Source organism: Janthinobacterium tructae (genome assembly GCF_006517255.1).
GTDB classification, from domain to species: Bacteria; Pseudomonadota; Gammaproteobacteria; order Burkholderiales; family Burkholderiaceae_D; genus Janthinobacterium; species Janthinobacterium tructae.
Genome location: NZ_CP041185.1, coordinates 268,281 through 288,475, shown reverse-complemented (window position 1 = coordinate 288,475; position 20,195 = coordinate 268,281). Strand labels below are relative to the sequence as shown.

The 20,195-nt window shown below is 65.1% G+C and carries 15 protein-coding genes; 5 read left to right on the top strand and 10 right to left on the bottom strand.

Annotated features, from left to right (window positions below; all coding sequences use genetic code 11):
- Window positions 1-4: 4 nt before the first annotated feature.
- The 4 genes from FJQ89_RS01315 to FJQ89_RS01300 form a co-directional block, all read right to left on the bottom strand.
- A complete protein-coding gene (locus tag FJQ89_RS01315) occupies window positions 5-3,745 on the bottom strand; it encodes a DUF4132 domain-containing protein (protein ID WP_168208323.1) in 3,741 nt (1,246 codons plus the stop codon).
- 214 nt (window positions 3,746-3,959) lie between these two features.
- On the bottom strand, window positions 3,960-4,853 hold the full coding sequence (mmsB, locus tag FJQ89_RS01310) for a 3-hydroxyisobutyrate dehydrogenase (RefSeq protein ID WP_141168726.1): 894 nt from the start codon (window positions 4,851-4,853) through the stop codon (window positions 3,960-3,962).
- Between the two features lie 10 nt (window positions 4,854-4,863).
- Window positions 4,864-6,378, bottom strand: coding sequence for a CoA-acylating methylmalonate-semialdehyde dehydrogenase (locus tag FJQ89_RS01305; RefSeq protein ID WP_141168725.1), 1,515 nt, complete (start codon window positions 6,376-6,378; stop codon window positions 4,864-4,866).
- A gap of 16 nt (window positions 6,379-6,394) precedes the next feature.
- Window positions 6,395-7,612 (bottom strand): ABC transporter substrate-binding protein, encoded by a 1,218-nt coding sequence (locus tag FJQ89_RS01300; protein ID WP_141168724.1) that lies wholly within the window; start codon window positions 7,610-7,612, stop codon window positions 6,395-6,397.
- Between the two features lie 121 nt (window positions 7,613-7,733).
- Between FJQ89_RS01300 and FJQ89_RS01295 the strand changes: the two genes are divergently transcribed.
- The 3 genes from FJQ89_RS01295 (at window position 7,734) to FJQ89_RS01285 (ending at window position 11,208) form a co-directional block, all read left to right on the top strand.
- Complete coding sequence (locus tag FJQ89_RS01295) at window positions 7,734-8,651, top strand: LysR family transcriptional regulator (RefSeq protein ID WP_141168723.1); 918 nt, start codon at window positions 7,734-7,736, stop codon at window positions 8,649-8,651.
- Window positions 8,652-8,693: 42 nt separating this feature from the next.
- Window positions 8,694-9,224 (top strand): isochorismatase family protein, encoded by a 531-nt coding sequence (locus FJQ89_RS01290; protein ID WP_141168722.1) that lies wholly within the window; start codon window positions 8,694-8,696, stop codon window positions 9,222-9,224.
- A gap of 106 nt (window positions 9,225-9,330) precedes the next feature.
- A complete protein-coding gene (locus FJQ89_RS01285) occupies window positions 9,331-11,208 on the top strand; it encodes a transthyretin-like family protein (RefSeq protein WP_141168721.1) in 1,878 nt (625 codons plus the stop codon).
- 7 nt (window positions 11,209-11,215) lie between these two features.
- Here FJQ89_RS01285 and FJQ89_RS01280 read toward each other — a convergent pair whose 3' ends face one another.
- From FJQ89_RS01280 to FJQ89_RS01270, 3 genes are read right to left on the bottom strand one after another with little or no spacing between them, the layout of a single operon-like run.
- Window positions 11,216-12,379 carry an acetyltransferase domain-containing protein gene (locus tag FJQ89_RS01280; protein WP_141168720.1) on the bottom strand — a complete coding sequence of 388 codons (1,164 nt, stop codon included), beginning with the start codon at window positions 12,377-12,379 and terminating at the stop codon, window positions 11,216-11,218.
- 3 nt (window positions 12,380-12,382) lie between these two features.
- The gene (locus tag FJQ89_RS01275) at window positions 12,383-14,485 is read right to left on the bottom strand and encodes a TonB-dependent siderophore receptor (RefSeq protein WP_168208322.1); all 2,103 of its coding nucleotides are present in this window, start codon (window positions 14,483-14,485) and stop codon (window positions 12,383-12,385) included.
- 54 nt (window positions 14,486-14,539) lie between these two features.
- Complete coding sequence (locus FJQ89_RS01270; RefSeq protein ID WP_141168719.1) at window positions 14,540-15,451, bottom strand: LysR family transcriptional regulator; 912 nt, start codon at window positions 15,449-15,451, stop codon at window positions 14,540-14,542.
- A 121-nt stretch (window positions 15,452-15,572) separates the two neighbouring features.
- On the opposite strand from FJQ89_RS01270, the gene FJQ89_RS01265 reads away from it, so the two are divergent.
- A complete protein-coding gene (locus FJQ89_RS01265) occupies window positions 15,573-16,559 on the top strand; it encodes a zinc-dependent alcohol dehydrogenase family protein (protein ID WP_141168718.1) in 987 nt (328 codons plus the stop codon).
- Between the two features lie 73 nt (window positions 16,560-16,632).
- Entirely contained in the window at window positions 16,633-16,956 is a 324-nt protein-coding gene (locus tag FJQ89_RS01260; protein WP_141168717.1) for a tetratricopeptide repeat protein, read from the top strand.
- Window positions 16,957-16,962: 6 nt separating this feature from the next.
- On the opposite strand, the gene bla is transcribed toward FJQ89_RS01260, so the two are convergent.
- Genes bla through FJQ89_RS01245 form a run of 3 tightly spaced genes read right to left on the bottom strand, consistent with a single transcriptional unit; the run spans window position 16,963 to window position 20,130 of the window.
- Window positions 16,963-17,925, bottom strand: coding sequence for a subclass B3 metallo-beta-lactamase (bla, locus tag FJQ89_RS01255; protein ID WP_243136346.1), 963 nt, complete (start codon window positions 17,923-17,925; stop codon window positions 16,963-16,965).
- A 58-nt stretch (window positions 17,926-17,983) separates the two neighbouring features.
- The gene (locus tag FJQ89_RS01250; RefSeq protein WP_141168716.1) at window positions 17,984-19,741 is read right to left on the bottom strand and encodes a M56 family metallopeptidase; all 1,758 of its coding nucleotides are present in this window, start codon (window positions 19,739-19,741) and stop codon (window positions 17,984-17,986) included.
- Window positions 19,738-20,130 carry a BlaI/MecI/CopY family transcriptional regulator gene (locus FJQ89_RS01245; RefSeq protein WP_071077911.1) on the bottom strand — a complete coding sequence of 131 codons (393 nt, stop codon included), beginning with the start codon at window positions 20,128-20,130 and terminating at the stop codon, window positions 19,738-19,740. The genes FJQ89_RS01250 and FJQ89_RS01245 overlap by 4 nt, the downstream gene beginning before the upstream one ends.
- Between the last annotated feature and the right edge of the window lie 65 nt (window positions 20,131-20,195).

The following is a 20,195-nucleotide window of genomic DNA, read 5'->3' as shown; positions in this document are numbered from 1 at the left end:
TTGTTCACCACGGCATTTTACTTTCCCATTGCGCATCATAGCCGCCGCACGCCTTCGACACCGCCAGATAATCGGCATAGGTTTCGGCCAGCAGCACGGACGGCACGTCGGCCAGCGGCACCGCCTCGTCGCGCCAGGAGCGCGGCAAGGGATAGAATTGCAGCGTTTTCAGGGCAGCCGTCATCAATTCCTCGGGCAGGCTGCTGCCGGAAAATTCGATCACTGCGCGCAGGCCGGCGCTGATGAAATCCTTGTGATACTCGGTGAAGACGCCGCCATCCTCGGCCTGGCCGCGCTGATAGCCATGCTTGCCGAAGGCGCCGCGCAAGCCGAAGGTGTCGCCCACCCAGCCTTCGCGGTCCGCGATGTACCGGCCCGCCATCAGCGCGGCGTCGGGCAACTGGTGCGCCAGCTGCTCGAACAGGGGCTTGACCTTGTAATCCTTGAAATGGCGCTGCCAGGCGGCGATCTGCGGCGCGTCCAGCAGCGAGGCGTGCGCCAGGCGCAGCCGGCTGCCTTCTGGCAGCGCGACTTCCTCGTCGTCCGCGTCGAGCAGGCTGCCATCGTCGCTGGGGCGCAGCAGGGTGCGGCCTGCGTCGTCCTCGCTGATCCACACCAGCGCCTGCACCAGCCGGCCCGCGATCGGATGGCCAAGCAGGTAATCGCGCCACTCCTGCGCCGGCCAGACACGTCCGGCGCACATGGCTTCGTACAGGCGCGCCGTCTGCATGGCGATGACTTGCTTGAGTTCTTTCTTGCACACGGATAGCTGCTGTTTGGCTTCCTTGGCCTGTTCGGGCGATTCGTCCTGGCGCGGCTCGGGCAAGGCCTTGATCTCCTTGCCGTCGGGGTTGTGCAGACGCGGCTTCATGGCGCCGTCCAGCGTCACCTGGAAGACCCGCTCGCCATACGACAGGTCGAGGCGGCCGCTGTCGTCGAAGCCGCCGGTCGGGATGGTGCGGTCGCCCAGCTGGTCATGGCTCCAGCCCTTGCCTTGCGCGATGCGCTCGACCAGCAGACGCGCCTTTTCCTGCACCGAGGCCGTGCGATAGCGCCGCGCAATGCCCAGCAATAACTGGATGACGGCCGGGTCGTAGCCGTCAGCCAGAGCGTCAAGCATCGCTTCGATCTGCGCGCGGCGCGGGTAATGGTCGCGCATATACGCTTGCAGCAGGCTGATCGCCACATGGCCAGGCGTATGCGCGGCCAGCGCCAGGATGCCCTTCTCGCCGATGGCGCTGCCAAGGTACTCGGCCATCTTGTTGCGGCGGATCTGGTCGAACACCTGCTCTTCGCTCATCTTGCCCAGCGCGGCATAATATTCGGGATAGCGCCTGGCCTGGTCCTGGTAGCTCAGGTAGGCCTGCGGCGCGCGCGCCTGCGCTTCGGCGGTCGCCACTTCCAGGCTCGGGCCGCGCAGATCCTCGGTGATGAACAGGCGCAGCACCGTCTCGCCCAGGGCGGCGCGGCCTGCCGCGTCCAGCAGACCCAGATAGCGCAGCAGCAAGGCGTTGCCGCCCGGCTCCTTCAATTTGCAGGCCAGTACCACCCACCAGCGGATGATGTCGGCGTCGACCGGCGTGCCGTCCTGCCAGCGGCAGGCGGGCAGCGCCTCGAAGGCGAACCAGGCCAGGCCGACGGGCGCCTTGCCCTTCAAGCCCTTGCGCGCGGCGGCCAGCAGGATCTCGGGCGACAGGCGCGGACTCAGGTCCTCGCCCAGTTTTTCCAGCGCCGTCATCAGCGCGGCGATCACGGTCTCGCGCGTCTCCTTGTCCAGCGCCTGGTACAGCGCCGGGACGGCAGCGCGGTAATCGAGGTCGGCCAGCCAGCGCGCGGCGCCGATACGCATATCCTGCTTGCTCGATCCCAGCGCCTCGGCCACGCGCTTGCCGATATCGGGCAGGCTGGCCAGCACCTGCTGCGCGCTGGCGCGGTGCTGCTTGCCCTCGCCCAGCGCGATCTCCATCACGCGCGGCAGCCATTGCGCCGGCAGCACCGGAAAGGTGGCCAGCACTTCCAGTGTGGGACCCAGCTCGGGTGCCACGCCCTGGCGCCTTTCGACGGCGCGCAAGCCCAGGCCCTGCTCGATCAGTTCGGGGCGTTCCGCGAATAGCGGCCAGACCATGTCCGCCGCCAGCACCTGCTGCGGCTTGGCGCCCCACCAGTTGCTGCCCATGCAGGCCATGGCCACGCTGTCATGCTCGTCGCCGGCCTCGCGCATGGCGCGCGCCAGCAGGCGCAGGTCGAAGGTGGACAGGTCCTGCCGCGCCAGCCATTGCTGGAAAAAGTCATCGTGCCAGAAATGAAAAATATTGCGCCGCGTGGCCTGCAGCCAGCGTGCCATGTGCGCCACGCCAAAATCCGGCAAGGCGGCCAGCTTGCCCTGCAGCTCGACGGGCTCGCGCATCTGGTTGTTTTTCAGTGGCTGCATCTCGCCCTTCGACGCCTCGCCATTGAACACGCGGATGGCCGCTTCCAGCCAGGCCGGCTTGATCGCCTCATAGCGCTTCAGACGCTCCTGCTTCCATTCGTACTTGTGTTTGGCGTGCTGGTTGTCTTCGCGCTCCTGCCGTGCTTCGGCGCGGTACTTTTCCAGCAACGCCGCATGATTGGCCTGCAGCAGCTGCAACGCGGCGTCGCCAAGGCGCGCCGCCGGCGGCGCGGGCGGCAGCGGCGGCACGGGCAGTTCCGCCGCGCCCGCATCGCTGGCCGCGCCCAGCCACGACAGCGCATTGCGGATGGCCGCCTGCACCGGCTTGCTCGCCTCCTGCGCCAGCGCCTGTTCCAGCAGCGCACCCTGCTGCGGCCCCAGGCTGCGGCCCAGCAGCTCGGCCGCCTGCACGCGCTCTTCCGTCTTGCCCGTCAACAGGCATTGCTGCAGCAAGACGGCCCTGCGTTCCACGGGAATGGCGGCCAGATGCGGAGCCGCTTCGATGCGCACGCTCTTGCCGCCATCGACGGCCAGGCGCACCAGGATGGCGGCATAGGCGTCGGCCAGCGCCGGCGCGGCGCCCAGGCGCCTGGCCAGCTGCGCCTTGCCGCTGGCCGACAACAGCGTTGGCAATTGCTCCACCTGCGCGGCATGCGCGAGCATGTAAGCGTCGAGCGCGCCCGGCGCCAGCAGGCGCTGCAGGCAGTTGTCGCGCACGTATTCGTTCAATTCGCGCCGCTCGAACACCAGTTGCAGCGCGCCTTCTTCCGCCTCGCCATCGGCGGCCAGCAGGCGCGCCAGCAGCACCACGTCCCAGCCGCGCCGGTTGACCATGGTCGCCTGCGCGCGGGTCTCGGAAAAACTGGCGAACAACGCGTCGCCGAGCAGGTAGTCGAGCCACTGCGGCACCGCGGCGCCCGTGCGTTCCAGCGTATCTCCCCCGTCGGCGGCCTGCAGCAGCTTGCCCAGGCGTACCAGCAGCGCCGCGTCCAGCGTCGCCGCGTCGGACTGGGCGTAGAACTGGTGCCGGTGGCGCAGGCTTTCATTGGCCAGCGCGCCATCCTTGTTACTCAGGTTATGGGTATAAAAATGCGAGTACAGGCGCCCGGGCTTGCCCAGCAAGGTGCCGCCGCGCGGCGCCGCCGCCTGCACATCGAGCAGCACGCCTTCCTGGCGCCCTTCGCAGACAAACTCGCAGGCGCGCTCCCACAGCGCAGGCGAGATCTGCGCCAGGCCGCGCAAGCCCTTCTTCAACTGCGCCTGCTCATCCAGGCCTACTACGCCCTGCGCCAGTGCCAGTATTTTTTTAAACATCGGGGATCCGTCTTTCCTGTTCATCAAGGCCCTTGCCGGGCGTGTTTTCTTTTCGCAATCGGCGTCCGTATCGGCAGCCTGCATCTTGCATCAAACTTGCTTCCAATCAAGTTGCTGATTGTATATTCTTACCGTCCTGATAGCATGTACGTTTGGATGACGATCAACAAAAAAAAAGCGCTCCCGCAGGAGCGCCATCGCCACGACAGCGGCCTTATGCCGGCGTATCCTGCAGCCGGTAGATGCTGGAGAAATCGAGCCCGCCCGATCCTGCCTTGCTGTGCATGTCATACAGCGTGCGCGCCAGGGCGCCCAGCGGTATGCTGGCGCCCGACGCCTCGGCGCTTTCCATCGCCAGGCCCAGGTCTTTGAGCATCAGGTCGACGCCAAAGCCGCCCGTGTAGCCGCGCGACGCGGGAACGTTCTCGGCCACGCCGGGGCACGGGTTGTACACCTCCAGGGTCCAGTTGCGGCCCGAGCTTTTCGCCATCACGTCCGACACCACCTTAGCGTCGAGGCCATTGGCCACGCCCAGGCGTATCGCTTCGCTGGTGCCGATCATGAGTATGCCCAGCAGCATGTTGTTGCAGATCTTGACCGTCTGGCCACAACCGGAGCCGCCTGCGTGAAAAATCGCCTTGCCCATGATCTCCAGGCAGGGCCGCGCCGCCGCCAGCGCGGATTCTTCGCCGCCCACCATGAAGGTCAGCGTGCCGTTGGTGGCGCCCGCCGTGCCGCCCGAGACGGGCGCGTCCAGCATGGGCATGCCCTTTTCCTCGGCCGCGCGGCCCACCTGGCGCGCCGCCTCGGTGGAAATCGTCGAGCAGTCGATCAACAGGGTGCCGGGCCGCGCCTGCGCCAGAATGCCAGCGTCGCCCAAATACGCCCCCAGCACATGGCGGCTGGCCGGCAGCATGGTGATGACGATGTCGGCCGCCTGGATCGCCGCCGCCTGGTCATCGGACACCAGGCCGCCGCCATCGGCAAACTGCTGCACGCTGGCCGGCAGCAAATCGAAACCCGTGACGGCATGGCCGGCCCGCACCAGGTTTTGCGCCATGGGCAGCCCCATGTTCCCCAGGCCGATGAAAACGATATTGGTGCTCATCGCCGCCCCCTTATTTCATCGAGATGGTGGTATTGACGCCGCTGCCGCCGTCGTCCGGGGCAAACCAGCGCGCCGTGACGGTCTTGGTCTGCGTCCAGAAGTACAAGGCTTGCTTGCCGTTCGGCCCCAGGTCGCCCAGTTTCGACGCGCGCGATCCCGTGAAGCTGAAATAGGCGACGGGCACGGGTATGGCCACGTTGATGCCCACCTGCCCAACGTCGATCTCGTTCTGGAACTTGCGCCCCGCCCAGCCGGACGAGGTGAAGATCGAGGTGCCGTTGCCGTTCGGGTTGGCGTTAATAAAAGCGATGGCCTGGTCCAGCGTATCGGTCTCGACCACGCACATGGCGGGGCCGAAGATTTCCTGCGTATAGACGGAGTTCGATGCCGCCACCTTCGAGAAAATCGTCGGTCCCATGAAGTTGCCGCCCTCGTAGCCGGCCACCTTGAGGCCGCGGCCGTCGAGCAGCAGCTGCGCGCCCTCGTCCACGCCCGCCTGGATCAGCTTTTCCGCGCGCTGCATGGCCGCTTTCGAGACCATCGGACCCAGGTCGGCATCGCGGTCGCTGCCCGGCCCCACTTTCAGCGCCTGCGAGCGGGCGACGATTTCCGGCAGCCAGGAACGCGCCTCGCCCACCAGCACGACGACGGAATTGGCCATGCAGCGCTGGCCGGCCGCTCCGAAGGCGGCGCCGATCAGGTTATTGATCGCCTGCTCCTTGTTGGCGTCGGCCAGCACCACGCAATGGTTTTTCGCCCCCATCATCGATTGCGCGCGCTTGCCCGATTCGCTGGCGCGGCGGTACACATGCGTGCCCACGTGGGTGGAGCCGATGAAGGATACGGCCTTGATGTCGGCATGGTCGCACAGCATGTTGACGACGTCGGCGCCGCCGTGCACGACGTTCAGCACACCGGCCGGCAAGCCCGCCTGATACATCAGTTCGACCAGGTACATGGTCGATGACGGGTCCTGCTCCGACGGTTTCAGCACAAAGGTATTGCCGCAGGCGATAGCGATGGGGAACATGAAGCATGGCAGCATGACGGGGAAATTGAAGGCCGTGATGCCGGCGCCCACGCCCAGCGGCTGGTAGATATTGTAGACATCGACGCCGGTGGCGGCGTTTTCCGCGATTTCGCCCAGCTGCAGGGTGGCGATCGAGCACGCGTGCTCCACCACTTCCAGGCCGCGCATGACTTCCCCTTCCGCGTCGGGCAGGGTCTTGCCGTGCTCGCGCGTGATCAGTGCGGCCAGGGCGCCGATATTTTCACGGATCAGGTGCTGATACTTGAGCATGATGCGCATGCGCGCCGCCAGCGGGGTATTCCGCCAGGTTTTAAACGCTTCCTTGGCCGTGGCGACGGCCAGGTTGACTTCATCGGGCGTGGAAAACGGCACCCTGGCGACCATTTCCTGCGTGGCCGGGTTGACGACGTCGCGCCATTCGGTGCTGGTCGAGGCGTGATGCTTGCCGCCGATATGCAGCGGGATGGCGGGGACTGAGGTGAGGGCTTGGTTCATTTGTTTGGCTCCGTGATTATTTTTTAACGAGGTTGCACGCCGTCGCATCCATAGTCTTGAACGCCTGGTCGGCGGGGATGGTGGACAGCACTTTCAGGTAATCCCACGCGCCTTTCGATTCGGCCGGGGTCTTCACCTGCACCAGGTACATGTCGTGGATGACGCGGCCGTCGGGACGGATCGAGGCATTGTTCATCACAAAGTCCTTGATGGGCAGCTCGCGCATCTTCTGGGCGACGATCTTCGAGTCGTCGCTTTTCGCCGCCGCCACCGATTTCAGGTAGTGGTAGACGCTCGAATACACGCCCGCCTGCACCATGGTCGGCTTGGCGCCCTTGTTGAGCGCCTCGAAGCGCTTGGCAAACGCGCGGCTGCGGTCATCGTAATCCCAGTAAAAACCGTCCGCGTAGACCAGGCCCTGGGCCGTTTCCAGCCCCAGCGCATGCACGTCGGAGAGGAACACCAGCAAGGCGGCCAGGCGCTGGTCCTTGCCGCTGCCGATGCGGAACTCGCGCGCCTGCTTGATGGCGGAGACCGTGTCGGCGCCGCCGTTTGCCAGGCCGATCACCTGCGCCTTGGAACCCTGCGCCTGCACCAGGAAAGATGAAAAATCGGACGCGTTCAACGGATGGCGCACGGCGCCCAGCACCGTGCCGCCATTGTGCTTGACGACTTCGCTGGCGTCTTTTTCCAGCGAATGACCAAACGCGTAATCGACGGTGACGAAGTACCACGATTTTTGCCCCAGCTTGGTCAGCGCCGCCGCCGTGCCGGCGGCCTGCGAATAGGTGTCGAACATCCAGTGGAAGCCGTTCGGCGAGCAGTCTTCATTGGTCAGGCGCGTGGTGGCCGGGCCGCTGAACATGGCGATGCCGCCCTTCTCTTTCATCAGCTTTTGCACGGACAAGGCCACCGAGGAATTGGTCAGGTCGGCGATGGCGTCGACCTTGTCGCGGTCTATCCATTCGCGCGCCTTGGAGGCGGCGATGTCGGCCTTGTTCAGGTGGTCGGCCGAGACGATTTCGATTTTCATGCCCTTGCATTCGGCTTTCAGACAATCCTCGACGGCCATCTGGCTGGCGACGACGGAGCCGCGCCCGCCCATGGCCGAATACGGGCCGGACATGTCGGTCAGGATGCCGATCTTGACGACGCCATCGGAAATCTGCGCGTGCGCGCCGCCAAAGGAAAGGGTGAGCGCCAGCGCGCCCATGGCCAGAACGGTTTTTTTCATGCGTGTCTCCAGGTGGATGGGTTTTCTTATATGTATAGATGCATTCTGCATGTGTAAAAATATGCACTCAAGTGAAATTAATGCATAATTCCTTTGCAAAAATGCACAGAGAGGGATTGCCATGCTCGATTGGGACAATGTACGGGTCTTCCTGGAACTGACGCGCAGCGCGGGACTTGTCGATGCGGCGAAAAAAATGGGCATCGACCATTCCACCGTGTCGCGGCGCATGCGCAAGTTCGAGGAGCAGGTGGGCACGCAGCTGTTCGACCGCAACTACGTGGGCTACCAGCTGACGCCCGAAGGCCACCGCCTGATGGAATACGCGGAAACGATGGAAAGCACGGTGTTTGCCGCCACCGAGGAGCTGGGCGAACATAACCGCCTGCTGTCGGGCCAGGTGCGCCTGGGCGCCACGGAAGGATTCGGCGCCATCGTGCTGGCGCCCCACCTGGCGCAGTTTTGCGGCCGCTATCCGCACATCAGCGTGGACCTGATCGCCGTGCCGCGTTTCGTCAGCCTGTCCAAGCGCGAGGCGGACGTGGCCATTTCCATCGAGCGCCCCCTGTCCGGCCCGTACGTCGTGACGAAGTTGTCCGATTACCGCCTGAAACTGTACGCCACGCCAGGCTACCTGGCGCGCCACGCGCCCATTACCAGCGTGGCGCAGCTGGCGCAGCACCCGATCATCGGCTACGTGGACGACCTGGTGTTCAGTTCGGAGCTGCGCTACATGGACAACGTGGCGCCCGATTCCCTGCGCGCGTTTCGCAGCACCAGCGTGATCGCGCAATACCATGCGGCGCGCGCGGGCCAGGCACTGGCGATTCTGCCCTGCTTCGTGGCGCAGCAATCGAACGAACTGGTGCCCGTGCTCGACGGCGAGATCGACCTGCTGCGCGCCTTCTGGATGATTTCACCGAGCGAGCGGCGCAACATCGCGCGGGTCAGCGCCCTGTGGAATTACCTGCGTACCGCCATCGACCTGAATCACGCCTACCTGATGGGCGAGACGGCCGCGCCCAGCTGGCCAAGCTGACTACGCGCTACACTGTCGTCACATACCAATAAGGAGAATGCCATGCTGATGGATGCAAGCCAGTCCGTACTCGTCATTGTCGACCTGCAAGGCCGCTTGATGCCGGCCATCCACGACGCCGGCCTGGTACTGGCGCAAAACCTGCGCCTGGCGAAGATCGCCCGTCTGCTCGACGTGCCCGTGCTGGGCACGGAACAGAACCGCCAGGGACTGGGACCGAACGTGGAGGAAATCGCCGCCCTGTGCGAACAGACCTTGCACAAGACACATTTCGGCGCCTGCTTTGATGGCTTGCAGGACATGCTGCCCGCCGGGCGCAGACAAATCGTCGTCACCGGTTGCGAAGCCCATGTGTGCATGCTGCAGACGGCCATCGGCCTGCTGCAGCTGGGCCATGACGTGATCATCGCCATCGACGCCGTCGGCTCGCGCCAGGCCGCCAGCCGCGATGCCGCGCTGGCCCGCCTGGACAAGCTGGGCGCCCACCTGGTGACGGTGGAAATGCTGGCCTTTGAATGGTTGCGAGACTGCAAGCACCCGCGCTTCCGCGAAGTATTGGCGCTGATTAAATAGAACGCAGGTTTAAGCCAGATCAAGCCAGACCGCCTTTCATTTGCTAGCTTGGTAACAGCGCCGCCACCGTTCGCGGCGCCCATTTCCAACCAGCAAGGGAGCCATCATGGCCTATATCCTGCGGGGCAAGCTGTGCGGCTTGATCTGTGCCGAGTGTCCTGAAGCCTTGTCGCACGTCATCGTGCGCCTGTATCGCCCGCGCGCGTCGCAAAACGTCACGGCCCTGGCCGTGGCCAGCGCCAAGGAAACCTTCGCCATCCTCACGGACGAGGAAGTGCAGGCGAAAGCGCCATTTTTGCTGGCCGAAGCGCGCACGGATGACGATGGCAACTACAGCTTCACCCTGGGCGACAAGGAACAATACCAGGGCGAGGCCGTGGAAGTGGACGTGTTATGTCCCACCGTGCCGCACCTGAAACCGGGGCCGAAAGACCCCGTGCCGCTGCAAATCTCCACCACCACCCTCCAGCCGCGCTGGCGCCAGGCCGACAATGATTTCCTCGCCGTCTGGGACTATTGCCTGCCGCAACGCTTCTGGTGCCTGGTGCGCGCCCGCTTCGGCGCCTGGACCATCTGCGGCCGGCTGCGCACCTGCGATGCGCCCCACACGCCGATCGCCGGCGCCACCGTGCGGGCCTTCGACGCGGACTGGCTGCAGGACGATGCGCTGGGCGTGGCCGTGACCGATGCCAGCGGGCGCTTCCGCATCGATTACCTGACGTCGGATTTTACGCTGACGCCGCTTTCACCGTTCATCAACGTCGAGTTCGCCAGCGGTCCTGACGTGTATTTCACGGCGCAGCTGGGCAGCGTGACCATCCTGTCGGAAACCCAGGCCAACGGCCGCCAGCCGGGGCGCGAAAACGTGGGCTACTGTTTCTGCGTGGAATTGTGTTCAAAAGACGTCTTGCCGCCCGATGTGGAAGGCGTGCCCCACTGGCAGCAGGTGGAAGTGTTCGATATCCACCCGTTTCCCTCGCTGGCCGGCTTTTCCGCGCAAGGCTATGCGGGCGGCGCCGGCGCGTCCTACGTGTTCGCCGGCGGCGTCACACTGAAAGGCAATTGTCCGCTGCGCAATAGCGCCATCCCCGCCAACCCGCTCGAATACCGTTTCCTGATCGGCGAATGGTCCTGGCCCGGCGGCAGCGACGACCCGGCAGCCATCCCCACGGTAGCGCCGGCCAGCCTGGCGCCTTTGAGTCAAATCCTCGGCACGCATGTCGGCTATGTGTTCTATACGAATGGACTGGGCCTCGGCGATTCGGCGCCCGTCATCATCGATGCGGGCGATTTGAAGCCTGGCGGCTGGATACGGGTCGATGGCAAGGCCGTCACGGTGGACATGCGCGACGGCACGACAGCCGTCGTCAACGTGGCGCCCAACATCTTCCTGCGCACGTTTGACTTGCTGACCATAAATACGCCCGCCATCACGAGCCTGCATCCGGCCAAGCTGCCGGGCGGCTTGCCCATCCTCGACGCGGGCCGCAGCCTGACGGCGGCCGAGAGCGAACCGATACGCCGCTACCGCCTCGGCTTCGAGGTACGCGACGGCATCAGCCTGGCGCTGGTGGCCACGGACGGGCTCGACTCCATCGTCTTCGACAATTCGCCCGTCATCGTGGCGCTGGACCTGGAAGAGTTGCGCAGCAATGCCTGCAACCCCATCGCGGGCGGCCTCGTGCATATCCTGTACACGATCGACCACCCGCATTTGCGCTTTTTCAATATCACGATTTCCAATAACAACGGCATCGCGCACCCGCCGCCACCGTTGCCGTCCGCCAGCTTCACGCCGCCGCCACCGCCCAGCAATTATTTGTTCCGCGGCGGCGCGGGCGGGCCGCATTTATCGGGCAACAACGGCGGTTTTCCCGTCAACGTGGCACTCGACCCGCCGTGCGCCTACCGTGTGGCGATTGCTTGGCAGACGCGGCATTACCTGGCGTCCAGCCACAGCATCGACAGGCTGTATTGTAAATAGGCCTGACTCAGAAATAGCGCACCCACGCCTGTTGCGAGGTGCGCTTGTAGTGCGCAAACGCGCGGCAGGGAAAGTACAGCACGGGCATCAGCAGCAAGGCCAGCAGCCAGACTTGCCAGATATGCTCGACGCCATAGCGGCCAGCGTGATTGACGCCAAGCATAGCCTTCAAGGCCAGGCCGATGCCCAACAGCAGATATAAATGCAGCAGATAGTAAAACATGGGCGCGCCACCGAACGTGGCGCAGGCCCGCGTAAACCAGTTATCGACGCTTTCCAGCCAGGCCAGGCCCAGCAAGCCCAGGCCCAGGGTGAACAGCAAAAAGTCCAGCGACGGCGGGTACTTGGTGAAGTTCAGCACGCTCATGACCGTGCGCACGGCCGTGTCGCCCGCCACCCAGGGCAGGGTTTCGCCATACAGATTGAAGCCGCGCAAGACGGCCAGCAGCAGCAAGCTGCCCGTGCCCAGCGCCAGCAGCAGGCGACGACGCCCCTCCGGCGAACGGCTGCGCGCGTACAGCGGCCCGGCCGCATAACCAAGCACGATCACGCCTATCCACGGCAGCAGCGGATAGCTGACCTTGATCTTCATGGCGCCATCGGCGACCAGGTAACCGCGTTGCAGCAGCACCGTCAGCAGATAGTAGCCAGGGCTGCCCTCTTCCGCGTGCAGCCAGGTAAACAAATGCTGGCCCGCGATAACCGCCACGCCCAGCAGCGCCAGCACTTTCAACGGCAGCTGGTGCAGCACGGCCAGCGCCATCATGGCCAGGCCGATGACCCAGATCACCTGCAAGTACAGCACGGCGGGAGGAAACGCCCCGCTCCAGGCGACATTGACGAACACCAGTTCCAGCACCACCAGCAGCAAGCCCCGCTTGAACAGGAAACCAGCAGCACTGCGGGGCCCGGCGGCCGGATGCGCATACAGCCAGGCCGAGAGTCCCGTCAGGAAAACGAACATGGGCGCGCATACGTGGGCCGCCAGACGCGTGAAGAACAGGGCCGGATCGACGTGGGCCGCATCCATCGGGTCGCCCACCTGGTGGTGTAAAAAGACCGTTTCGCGCACATGGTCAAACAGCATGATCAGCATGACGAGGCCGCGCAGTACGTCGATGACGGCGATGCGGGTGCGCAGGGTGGTGGATGTAGTCAAGGTCATGGTCATCGTTTAAAAACGGTAATGGGCGTTCAAGGTCAGCGTGCGCTCGGCCCCCGGCGCCACCCACAGCTGGCTATAGGAACTCGCATAGTAGCTGCGGTTGAACAGGTTTTCCACATTCAGTGCCAAGCGCAGTTTCGCCGACGGCGAATACGACGCCAGCAGCCTGGCCGTCATGTAGGCCGGCAGGGTAAAGCTGCTGCTGGCGGCGACGTCGCCCAGGCGCTCGCCCACGTACTGCACGCCGCCGCCCACGCTGGCCGCGCCCGTACCCAGCGCGAATTGCTGCGTGGCCAGCAGATTGGCGCTGTGGCGCGGCACGTTGGCCAAGCGGCTGCCCGTCACTATCGTAGTGTCGCCGCGCGTGACGCTGGCGTCCGTATAAGCATACGCGCCCGAGACGCGCAAGCCGCGCGCCACTTCGCCCGACACATCGAGTTCCAGGCCCCGGCTGCCCACCTCGCCCGCCGCGATGGCAAAATCCGTGTTGGCGGGGTTGGTGGTCAGCACATTGCGCTTGCGGATGTCGTACACGGCCAGCGTGCCCGTCAGCTTGCCCGTTTCCAGTTTCGCGCCCAGCTCATACGAGCGGCTGCGCTCGGCCGGAAACGCCTGGTTGGCGATGCTGATGCCGCTGTTGGGGCGAAAACCCTTGGCCGCGCTCGCATATAGCGACCATGTTTTCGACGGCTGGTAGACGAGGCCCGCGCGGGGACTGGTGGCCGACAGCGACTGGCCGCTGCTCACTTCCAGGCGATTATTCGTCACATCCTGCGTGTACGTGTCGTGGCGCACGCCGAACAGCGCCTTCCATTGCGCGCCCAGATCCAGTTGATCTTGCGCATACAGGCCGCGCGCCTTTTGCCCTTCCTGCGTGTCGATGGACAGCGCCAGCGCAGCGGCCTTGCCGCCATACACGGGATTGAAAATATCAATGGCATAGGCATTCGCGGCCGAGGGATTGCGCCGCAGCTGCACCCGGTGGTCATCGAAGTGGTAGGCGTCGACACCGGCCAGCACCTCGTGCGCCAGCGCGCCCGTCCTGAACTTGCCCAGTACTTCAACGCGGGCCGACACGTCGGTGGCCGAAAAATCGCGGTGGCGGCGCTGGCGGTTCAGGGTGCGGCCATCGGACAGCAGCTTGTTCGCCTCGGTCGAATAGCCGCTCAATTCGCTGTCGCGGTAAGAAGCGCCCGCCTGCAGCGTCCAGTCGTCCGACAGCGCGTGATGGATGAACAGCTGCTGCCCCAGCGACTTGACCGTCATGGGGCCGTCGCCCGGTTCGCCCAGGAAGCGCGCGACGGGGACAAGACCCAGCTGGCCATTCGCGGCGACTACGCCGCGGTCGAACGGCACACGCTGCCGCACCGCTTCGATTTCATACGAGACGGTGGTGTGCTCGCCCGCCAGCCAGAGGAAGGAGGGAGAAAACAGGCTGCGCTCGACATGCAGCGTATCGCGGAAGCTGTGCCCCTCTTCATGCGCCGCGTTCAATCGGTAGGCGACGGTGTCGCTCAAGGGCCCGGTCAAATCGACGGCGGCGCGGCGCGTCTGGAAACTGCCGAGGGAAACGTCGGCGCCGTATTCCGGCGCCAACTTCGGCTTTTTCGTCGTGATGTTCACCGTGCCACCCGGCTCGCCCCGGCCGTACAGGGCCGACGCGGGGCCTTTCAGCACTTCCACATTCTGCGTATTGCCGGCGTCGCGCAGGCCGTTGTAGCCCCGGCTGGAACTGAAACCGTTGACCATATAGTCGGAACCGAAATTCGGGTCGCCCGTAAAGCCGCGCATGGCGTAGCTATCCCACAAGCCGCCCAGCGGACTTTGTTTTGCAATACCGCTGGCCAGGTCCAGCGCGCCAGCCAGGGTCGTCACACCCGCATCGCGCAGCAGGTCGCCGGTCAGCACGCGCACGCTTTGCGGCAAATCCATCAATAAAGCGTCCGTCTTGGTGGCGCCCGTGGCCGACAGGCTGCGGTAGTGCTGGCGCTCGGCTTTCACGGTGACGACATCCTGCGCATCGGGCTTGTCGGCGACAGGGTCAGCTGCCAGCGCCAGAGGGCTGGCAGCTGCAAGTAAAAGCGCCACGGGGCGACGTAAAAACACGGACATGGGATTCCTGACAATGGGCAATTTAATGCAATAGGCTTGCATTATAATTGATAATCAATTCTCATTAAAGTCATCATGAAAAATCTGCGTCAGAAAATCCACGAACACTTGCACCTTGGCCGCACGCAAGTGGCGCGGGTGGAACAGCGCCCACAGGTCCGGTCCCCGCGTGCGGAACGGTTGCAGCACGGGCACCAGGCTACCCTCGCGCAAGGGCTGCAGCACGGAGACGGACAGCGCCTGCACGATGCCGCAGCCGGCCTGCGCGGCGGCGATCATCGATTCGATATGGTCGAAGGACAAGGCGGCCGACGGCGTATGCGCATACGGCTCGCCCGTGCCCCCATCCTGGAACAGCCAGGGCCGCACCTGGCGCGCTTTCGGGTATAGGAAATGCAGGCAGGAAAATTGATCGAGTTCCTGCGGCGACCGCGGCATGCCATGCCTGGCGACAAAGGCGGGAGCGGCGCAGCACAGGTAATCCATGGTGAGCAGGCTGCGCGCCACCAAGGACGAATCCTGCGGTTCGCCGATGCGCAGCATCACGTCGATGCCCTCTTCCACCATGTCGACCAGGCGGTCGCTGACCGTCAGGCGCAGGGAAATGTCGGGATAGGCGGCGATGAAGCGGGGCAAGGCGGGGGCCACCAGGTTGCGGCTGATGCTGCTGGGCATATCCACGCGCAGGCTGCCCAAGGGTTTCCCGGCCGCCTGCAGCAGACTCGCTTCCAGCGCGGCCATATCGGCCAGCACCCGGCGCGCCTGCGCATGGCACTGCTGGCCTTCGGCCGTGAGCGACATGCTGCGCGTGGTGCGCTGCAAGAGGCGCACGCCGAAGTGCTTTTCCAGCGCCGCCACCTGGTTCGTCACGGAAGACGTGGAAATGCCCAGGCGCTGCGCCGCCTTGCTGAAGCCGCCCGCCTCGACCACGACGCAAAACACGTGCATTGCTGCCAGCCTGTCCATGTATTTCCTTCCTGTTTGACTATGATTATCCACGATACGGCAATAGTGCATTGCGCCGCGCCCCGTTTTTCTTTGTGCCGTCACCGCCTAGACTGGCCGCATCAACCGAACGGAGAACCCCATGCAAGCCCTCGTCCTCACTGCCTTTGCCACCCCTATGACCATCGAACACTTGCCCGTGCCGCAGCCCGGCCCCGGGCAAGTCCTCGTGCGCATCGCTGCCAGCGGCGTCAATCCGCTCGATGCGAAAATCGCCGCCGGCGCCGCCCCGCACGCCCGGCCCCGCCTGCCCGCCATCCTCGGCATCGACCTGGCCGGCACGGTGGCGGCCGTGGGCGATGGCGTGACGACTTTTCACATCGGCGCAACAGTCTATGGCATGGCGGGCGGCATAGCCGGCATCCAGGGTTCGCTGGCCGAGTACGGCGTCTTCGACGCGGCCCTGCTGGCGCCCGTACCGTCAGCGCTGAGTCTGCGCGAAGCGGCCGCCCTGCCCCTCGTCTTCATCACGGCCTGGGAAGGTTTAGTGGATCGCGCCCATGTGAAGGCGGGCGACAGCGTGCTCGTGCATGGCGGCGCGGGCGGCGTGGGCCACATGGCGGTGCAGCTCGCCGTCGCCCTCGGCGCCAGGGTATATGCCACGGGCAGCGCCGCCAGCCGCGCTGTCATCGAGGCGCTGGGCGCGCGCTTCATCGATTACCGCGCCAGCACGGTCGATGATTACGTGGCCGAACATACGGGTGGCGCCGGCTTCGACATCGTCTACGATACGGTGGGCGGCGCCACCCTGGACGCCAGTTTCCAGGCGGCACGCATCTATGGCGGCCACGTCGTCAGCTGCCTGGGCTGGGGCACGTTCGCCCTGAGCCCGCTGACGGCGCGCGCGGCCAGCTACTCGGGCGTGTTCACCCTGCTGCCGCTGTTGAGCGGCGAGGACCACGCGCGCCATGGCGCGATTCTGCGCGAAGCCAACAAGTTAATAGAGGCGGGCAAGCTGCAGGTGCGACTCGATGCGCGCCGCTTTACCTTGCACACGGTGCACGAGGCGCATGTGGCGCAAATGGACGGCAGCGCGCGCGGCAAGCTGGTGGTGGAGGTGCAGGACTGAACGCGGGCTTGTTTCCCGCGCACTGAAGCGTTAATATGCAAGAATATACTTGCATATCAAGATGAGGCCGGCAATGCGTGAAAAACTGGAAAAACTGCTGGCGCAGGGACGCGACAGCGCCCTGCTGCGCTTTGGCCTGGGAGATGCCTGCCTGAAAGAGCATGACGCCGAGCAAGCGGCCCTGCATCTGGCGCAAGCCACCGTGCAACAACCCGGCTACTCGGCCGCCTGGAAACTGCTGGGCAAGGCCCTGCACCAGCTGGGCCGGCTGGAGGAAGCGCAGGCCGCCTGGGCCACGGGCGTCACAGTAGCCCAGCAGCAAGGCGACCTGCAAGCCGTCAAGGAAATGACGGTGTTCCTGAAACGCCTGCAAAAACAGCAGCAGGCGGCCGGGTAAAACCGTTTAATGCGCGTGCGCGGCACCCTTGGCTTCCGCAGGCAAGGCAAGGCCCCGCTCTTTCACCAGGCGCTTGGCCAGCAAGCCGCCCGCTTCGGCCGCATAGGCGCGGCAGGCGTTGGCGTCAATCAGGGGATTGTCCGTGCCGCTGCGCTTGGCCGCCTTGCCCAGCACGTCCGTCGTGCCCGGATGCACGGGGATGATGATGTCGCATGGCAAGGCGGCCACCTTGGCGATGCTCGCTTCGAACGAGGCCGAAATATCGGGCGTCTTGCCTTTGCCTGCGCCTTTTCCTGTATACGTGAAATCACCGCTGGCATACGGGTTCAGGCTATCCGCGTACACCACGTTCAGGCAGCGCGCGCCTTCGCACGAGGTCCAGGTCCATGTCGTGCCGCCGGGCGTGTGGCCCGGTGTCATGTGGGCGGTCAATACCAATGGGCCCACCTTGACGGTATCGCCCTCGCCCACCACCTTGACCTTGGCGACTTTCGCGACATGCACGACGGGATCAGCCTGGTATTGCGGATCATCTTTGCCATTCGTGCCGCTTTGCAGCCCCAGCGCGCCCGAGGCGCTGGCCACTACCGTGGCGCCGCTCGCACGTTGCAGCGCGGCAATGCCGCCCGCATGGTCCCAATGCGCATGCGAATTGAGGATGACTTTCACATCCTCGATGCGAAAGCCCAGCGCCTTGATGTTTTCCACAATCAGGGGCGCCGATTGCGGCAGCGCGCCGTCGAGCAGGATATGGCCCTGCGGACTCGTCACCAGCACGGCGGACAGGCCGGCCGTGCCCACATACCAGCTATTGCCATGGATATTGAATGGCTTGACGGGCGCATTCCATTCCTTGCAACTGTCGCAATCAACAGGTTTATCCTGCACCGGGGCCGGCGTCTTTGCCTGCACCGTGCTTGCCGCCATGGTCGCAACCGTAGCCAGCATCAACTTCGCCAATAGTGTCATCTTCATCTCCAGAGTGTAAAAAGAAGGGCGCCCGCACTGGCGCGCCCGGGGGGGGGTATCAGTGCATGCGGCCAGTCCTGTCGGCCAGGGTGTCGCGGATGTGGCCGGCGTCGAGCGAGCGCCGCTGCGCGCCGTCGGCGTCCAGCAACACCACGGTGACGTGCTTGCCGCCGCTGCGCATGCGCATGGTCAGACAGCTGCCGGCCTCATGGCTGCTGCCCGTCTTGGACAGCACAATGTCCCAGCCCTTGCCGCCCACCAGCGGGTTGGTGTTGCGCAAGGTACGGACCTTGCCATTGACGGCCACGCTGGCCTGCGGGTGGCTGGTGATGCGCGCGATGTCCGGATAGCGCGCGGCCGCCGCGACGATCTTCGCCACCTCGCTGGCCGTGGACGTATTCGTGGGCGAGCTGCCGACCGGGTCCAGCAAGGTAGTGCGGTGCAAGCCCAGGTGCCGGATCTTTGCCTGCAGTGCCTGCTGAAACGCCGCGCTGCCGCCGGGATAGGTACGCGCCAGCGCGGCGGCGGCGCGGTTTTCCGATGGCAGCAGCGCCAGTTGCAACAGCGCACCGCGCGACACGGCCACGCCATCGGCCAGCAGGCTGTGGCGCTGCAGCGAAGCATCCCCATCGGCCCGCACGATGCGCAGCTGTTCATCGGGATCGAGTCCCGCGTCCAGTACCACCATGGCCGTCATCAGCTTGGTGATCGAGGCGATGGGCACGACGGCATCCGCATCTTTCGCCATCAGAACCTGGCCCGTGCTGTCGTCAAATACCAGCATGTGTTTCGCGCTGACGGGCAAGTCCAGCATCGCGACGGCGGCCTCGGCCAGGGTCGCCCCGCTGACGGCAGGCTTGCCCTGCACCTGCAACAGCAAGGTGGCGCAGGCCAGCAGCAAGGCCGGCACGGCCAGTTTCCAGCCGGCCGTGTCGGGGCCGGGGGCCATCAGGCGTTCGATGCGCGTCAGCAGCGCCCCGCCGCGGGCCGACATCAGCAAGCCGGAATGTTGCGGCGCGGCCGTGTGCAGCGATAGCGCATGCAGGGCCGTGGCCAGCTGCTGCGGGTCTTGCAGCGCTTGCGCAGCCAGCGCGTCGGCCACCTGTTCCCGTTCGGCCCGCATGCGCGCCGACAGCCACCAGACGACGGGGTGGAAGAACAGCAGCGCTTCGGCCACGCTTTGCAACAGATTGACCAGGTAATCCCAGCGCCGCACGTGCGCCAGTTCATGCGCCAGCAGCGCTTCGAGCAAGGCGACGGGCATGCCGCTCAGCAAGGCGGCCGGCAGCAGGATGACGGGGCGCCAGAAGCCCACGGTGACGGGACTGGCCAGGCCAGCATGCAGCTTCAGCGGCAGCCGCCGGTGCAAGCCCATGCGCAGCGCCAGCGCATCGAGGCGCGCCTGCCAGATGGCCGGGGCGGCCACGGCCTGACGCCGCAGCCTGCCGACCCAGGCCAGGCCCAGGCACAGGCGCAAGCTCATCAGGCCAACGCCGGCGCTCCAGGCCAGCACCAGGGCCGGCATCCACGCTTGCAGTGCGGCGCGCCAGGCGGGCGGCGCAGCCATCGGCAGCTGGGCCAGTGAAGTGCCGGACAGCAGAGACAGCAGATGGATGGTGGGAATACACAGGCACAGCAGCAGTGCCAGCGCGCAGACGGCATAGCGCCAGCGCGCGCTGGCATGGCGCAGCAGCCAGAGCAGTACAGCGGAGACGGCGCCGACGATCACGCCCTGCCAGACAAAATACAGCAAGACCCAGCCCAGCGCCGGGACAAGCTTGCCCAACTCGATGCCCAAGCGCATGTCCAGGTTCATGGCGCCTTGCCGTCCTTGCTGCGCAGGATCTTTTCAATTTCCAGGCGCTCCGCGTCGCTCACGTGCTCGCGCAGCGCCGTCAGCACCAGCGCCTTGCCGGAACCGGAAAACACCTTGCCGATCAAATCCTTGAGCAAACTCGTTTGCAACTTTTCCTGCGCGTCGACGGCCGCATACAGCTGCGGCCGCTGACTTTCATCGCGGCTCAAGAGTCCCTTGCCATGCATCAGCTGCAACTGGCGCAGCACGGTGGCGTAGCTGGCGTCGGCACGCTCTTCGGCCAAGGCGTCGTACACGGCCCTGGCATCGGACGGACCGCGCCGCCACAGGATGCGCAGCAGGTCCAGTTCGGCGGCCGTGGGATGGGGAGTGGAGGTATTTTTTAACATGCCGCCAGAATACCCGTTCTAGAACTTCGCGTCTAGAACTTTTTTTCTAGATGGCTCGGCGATGG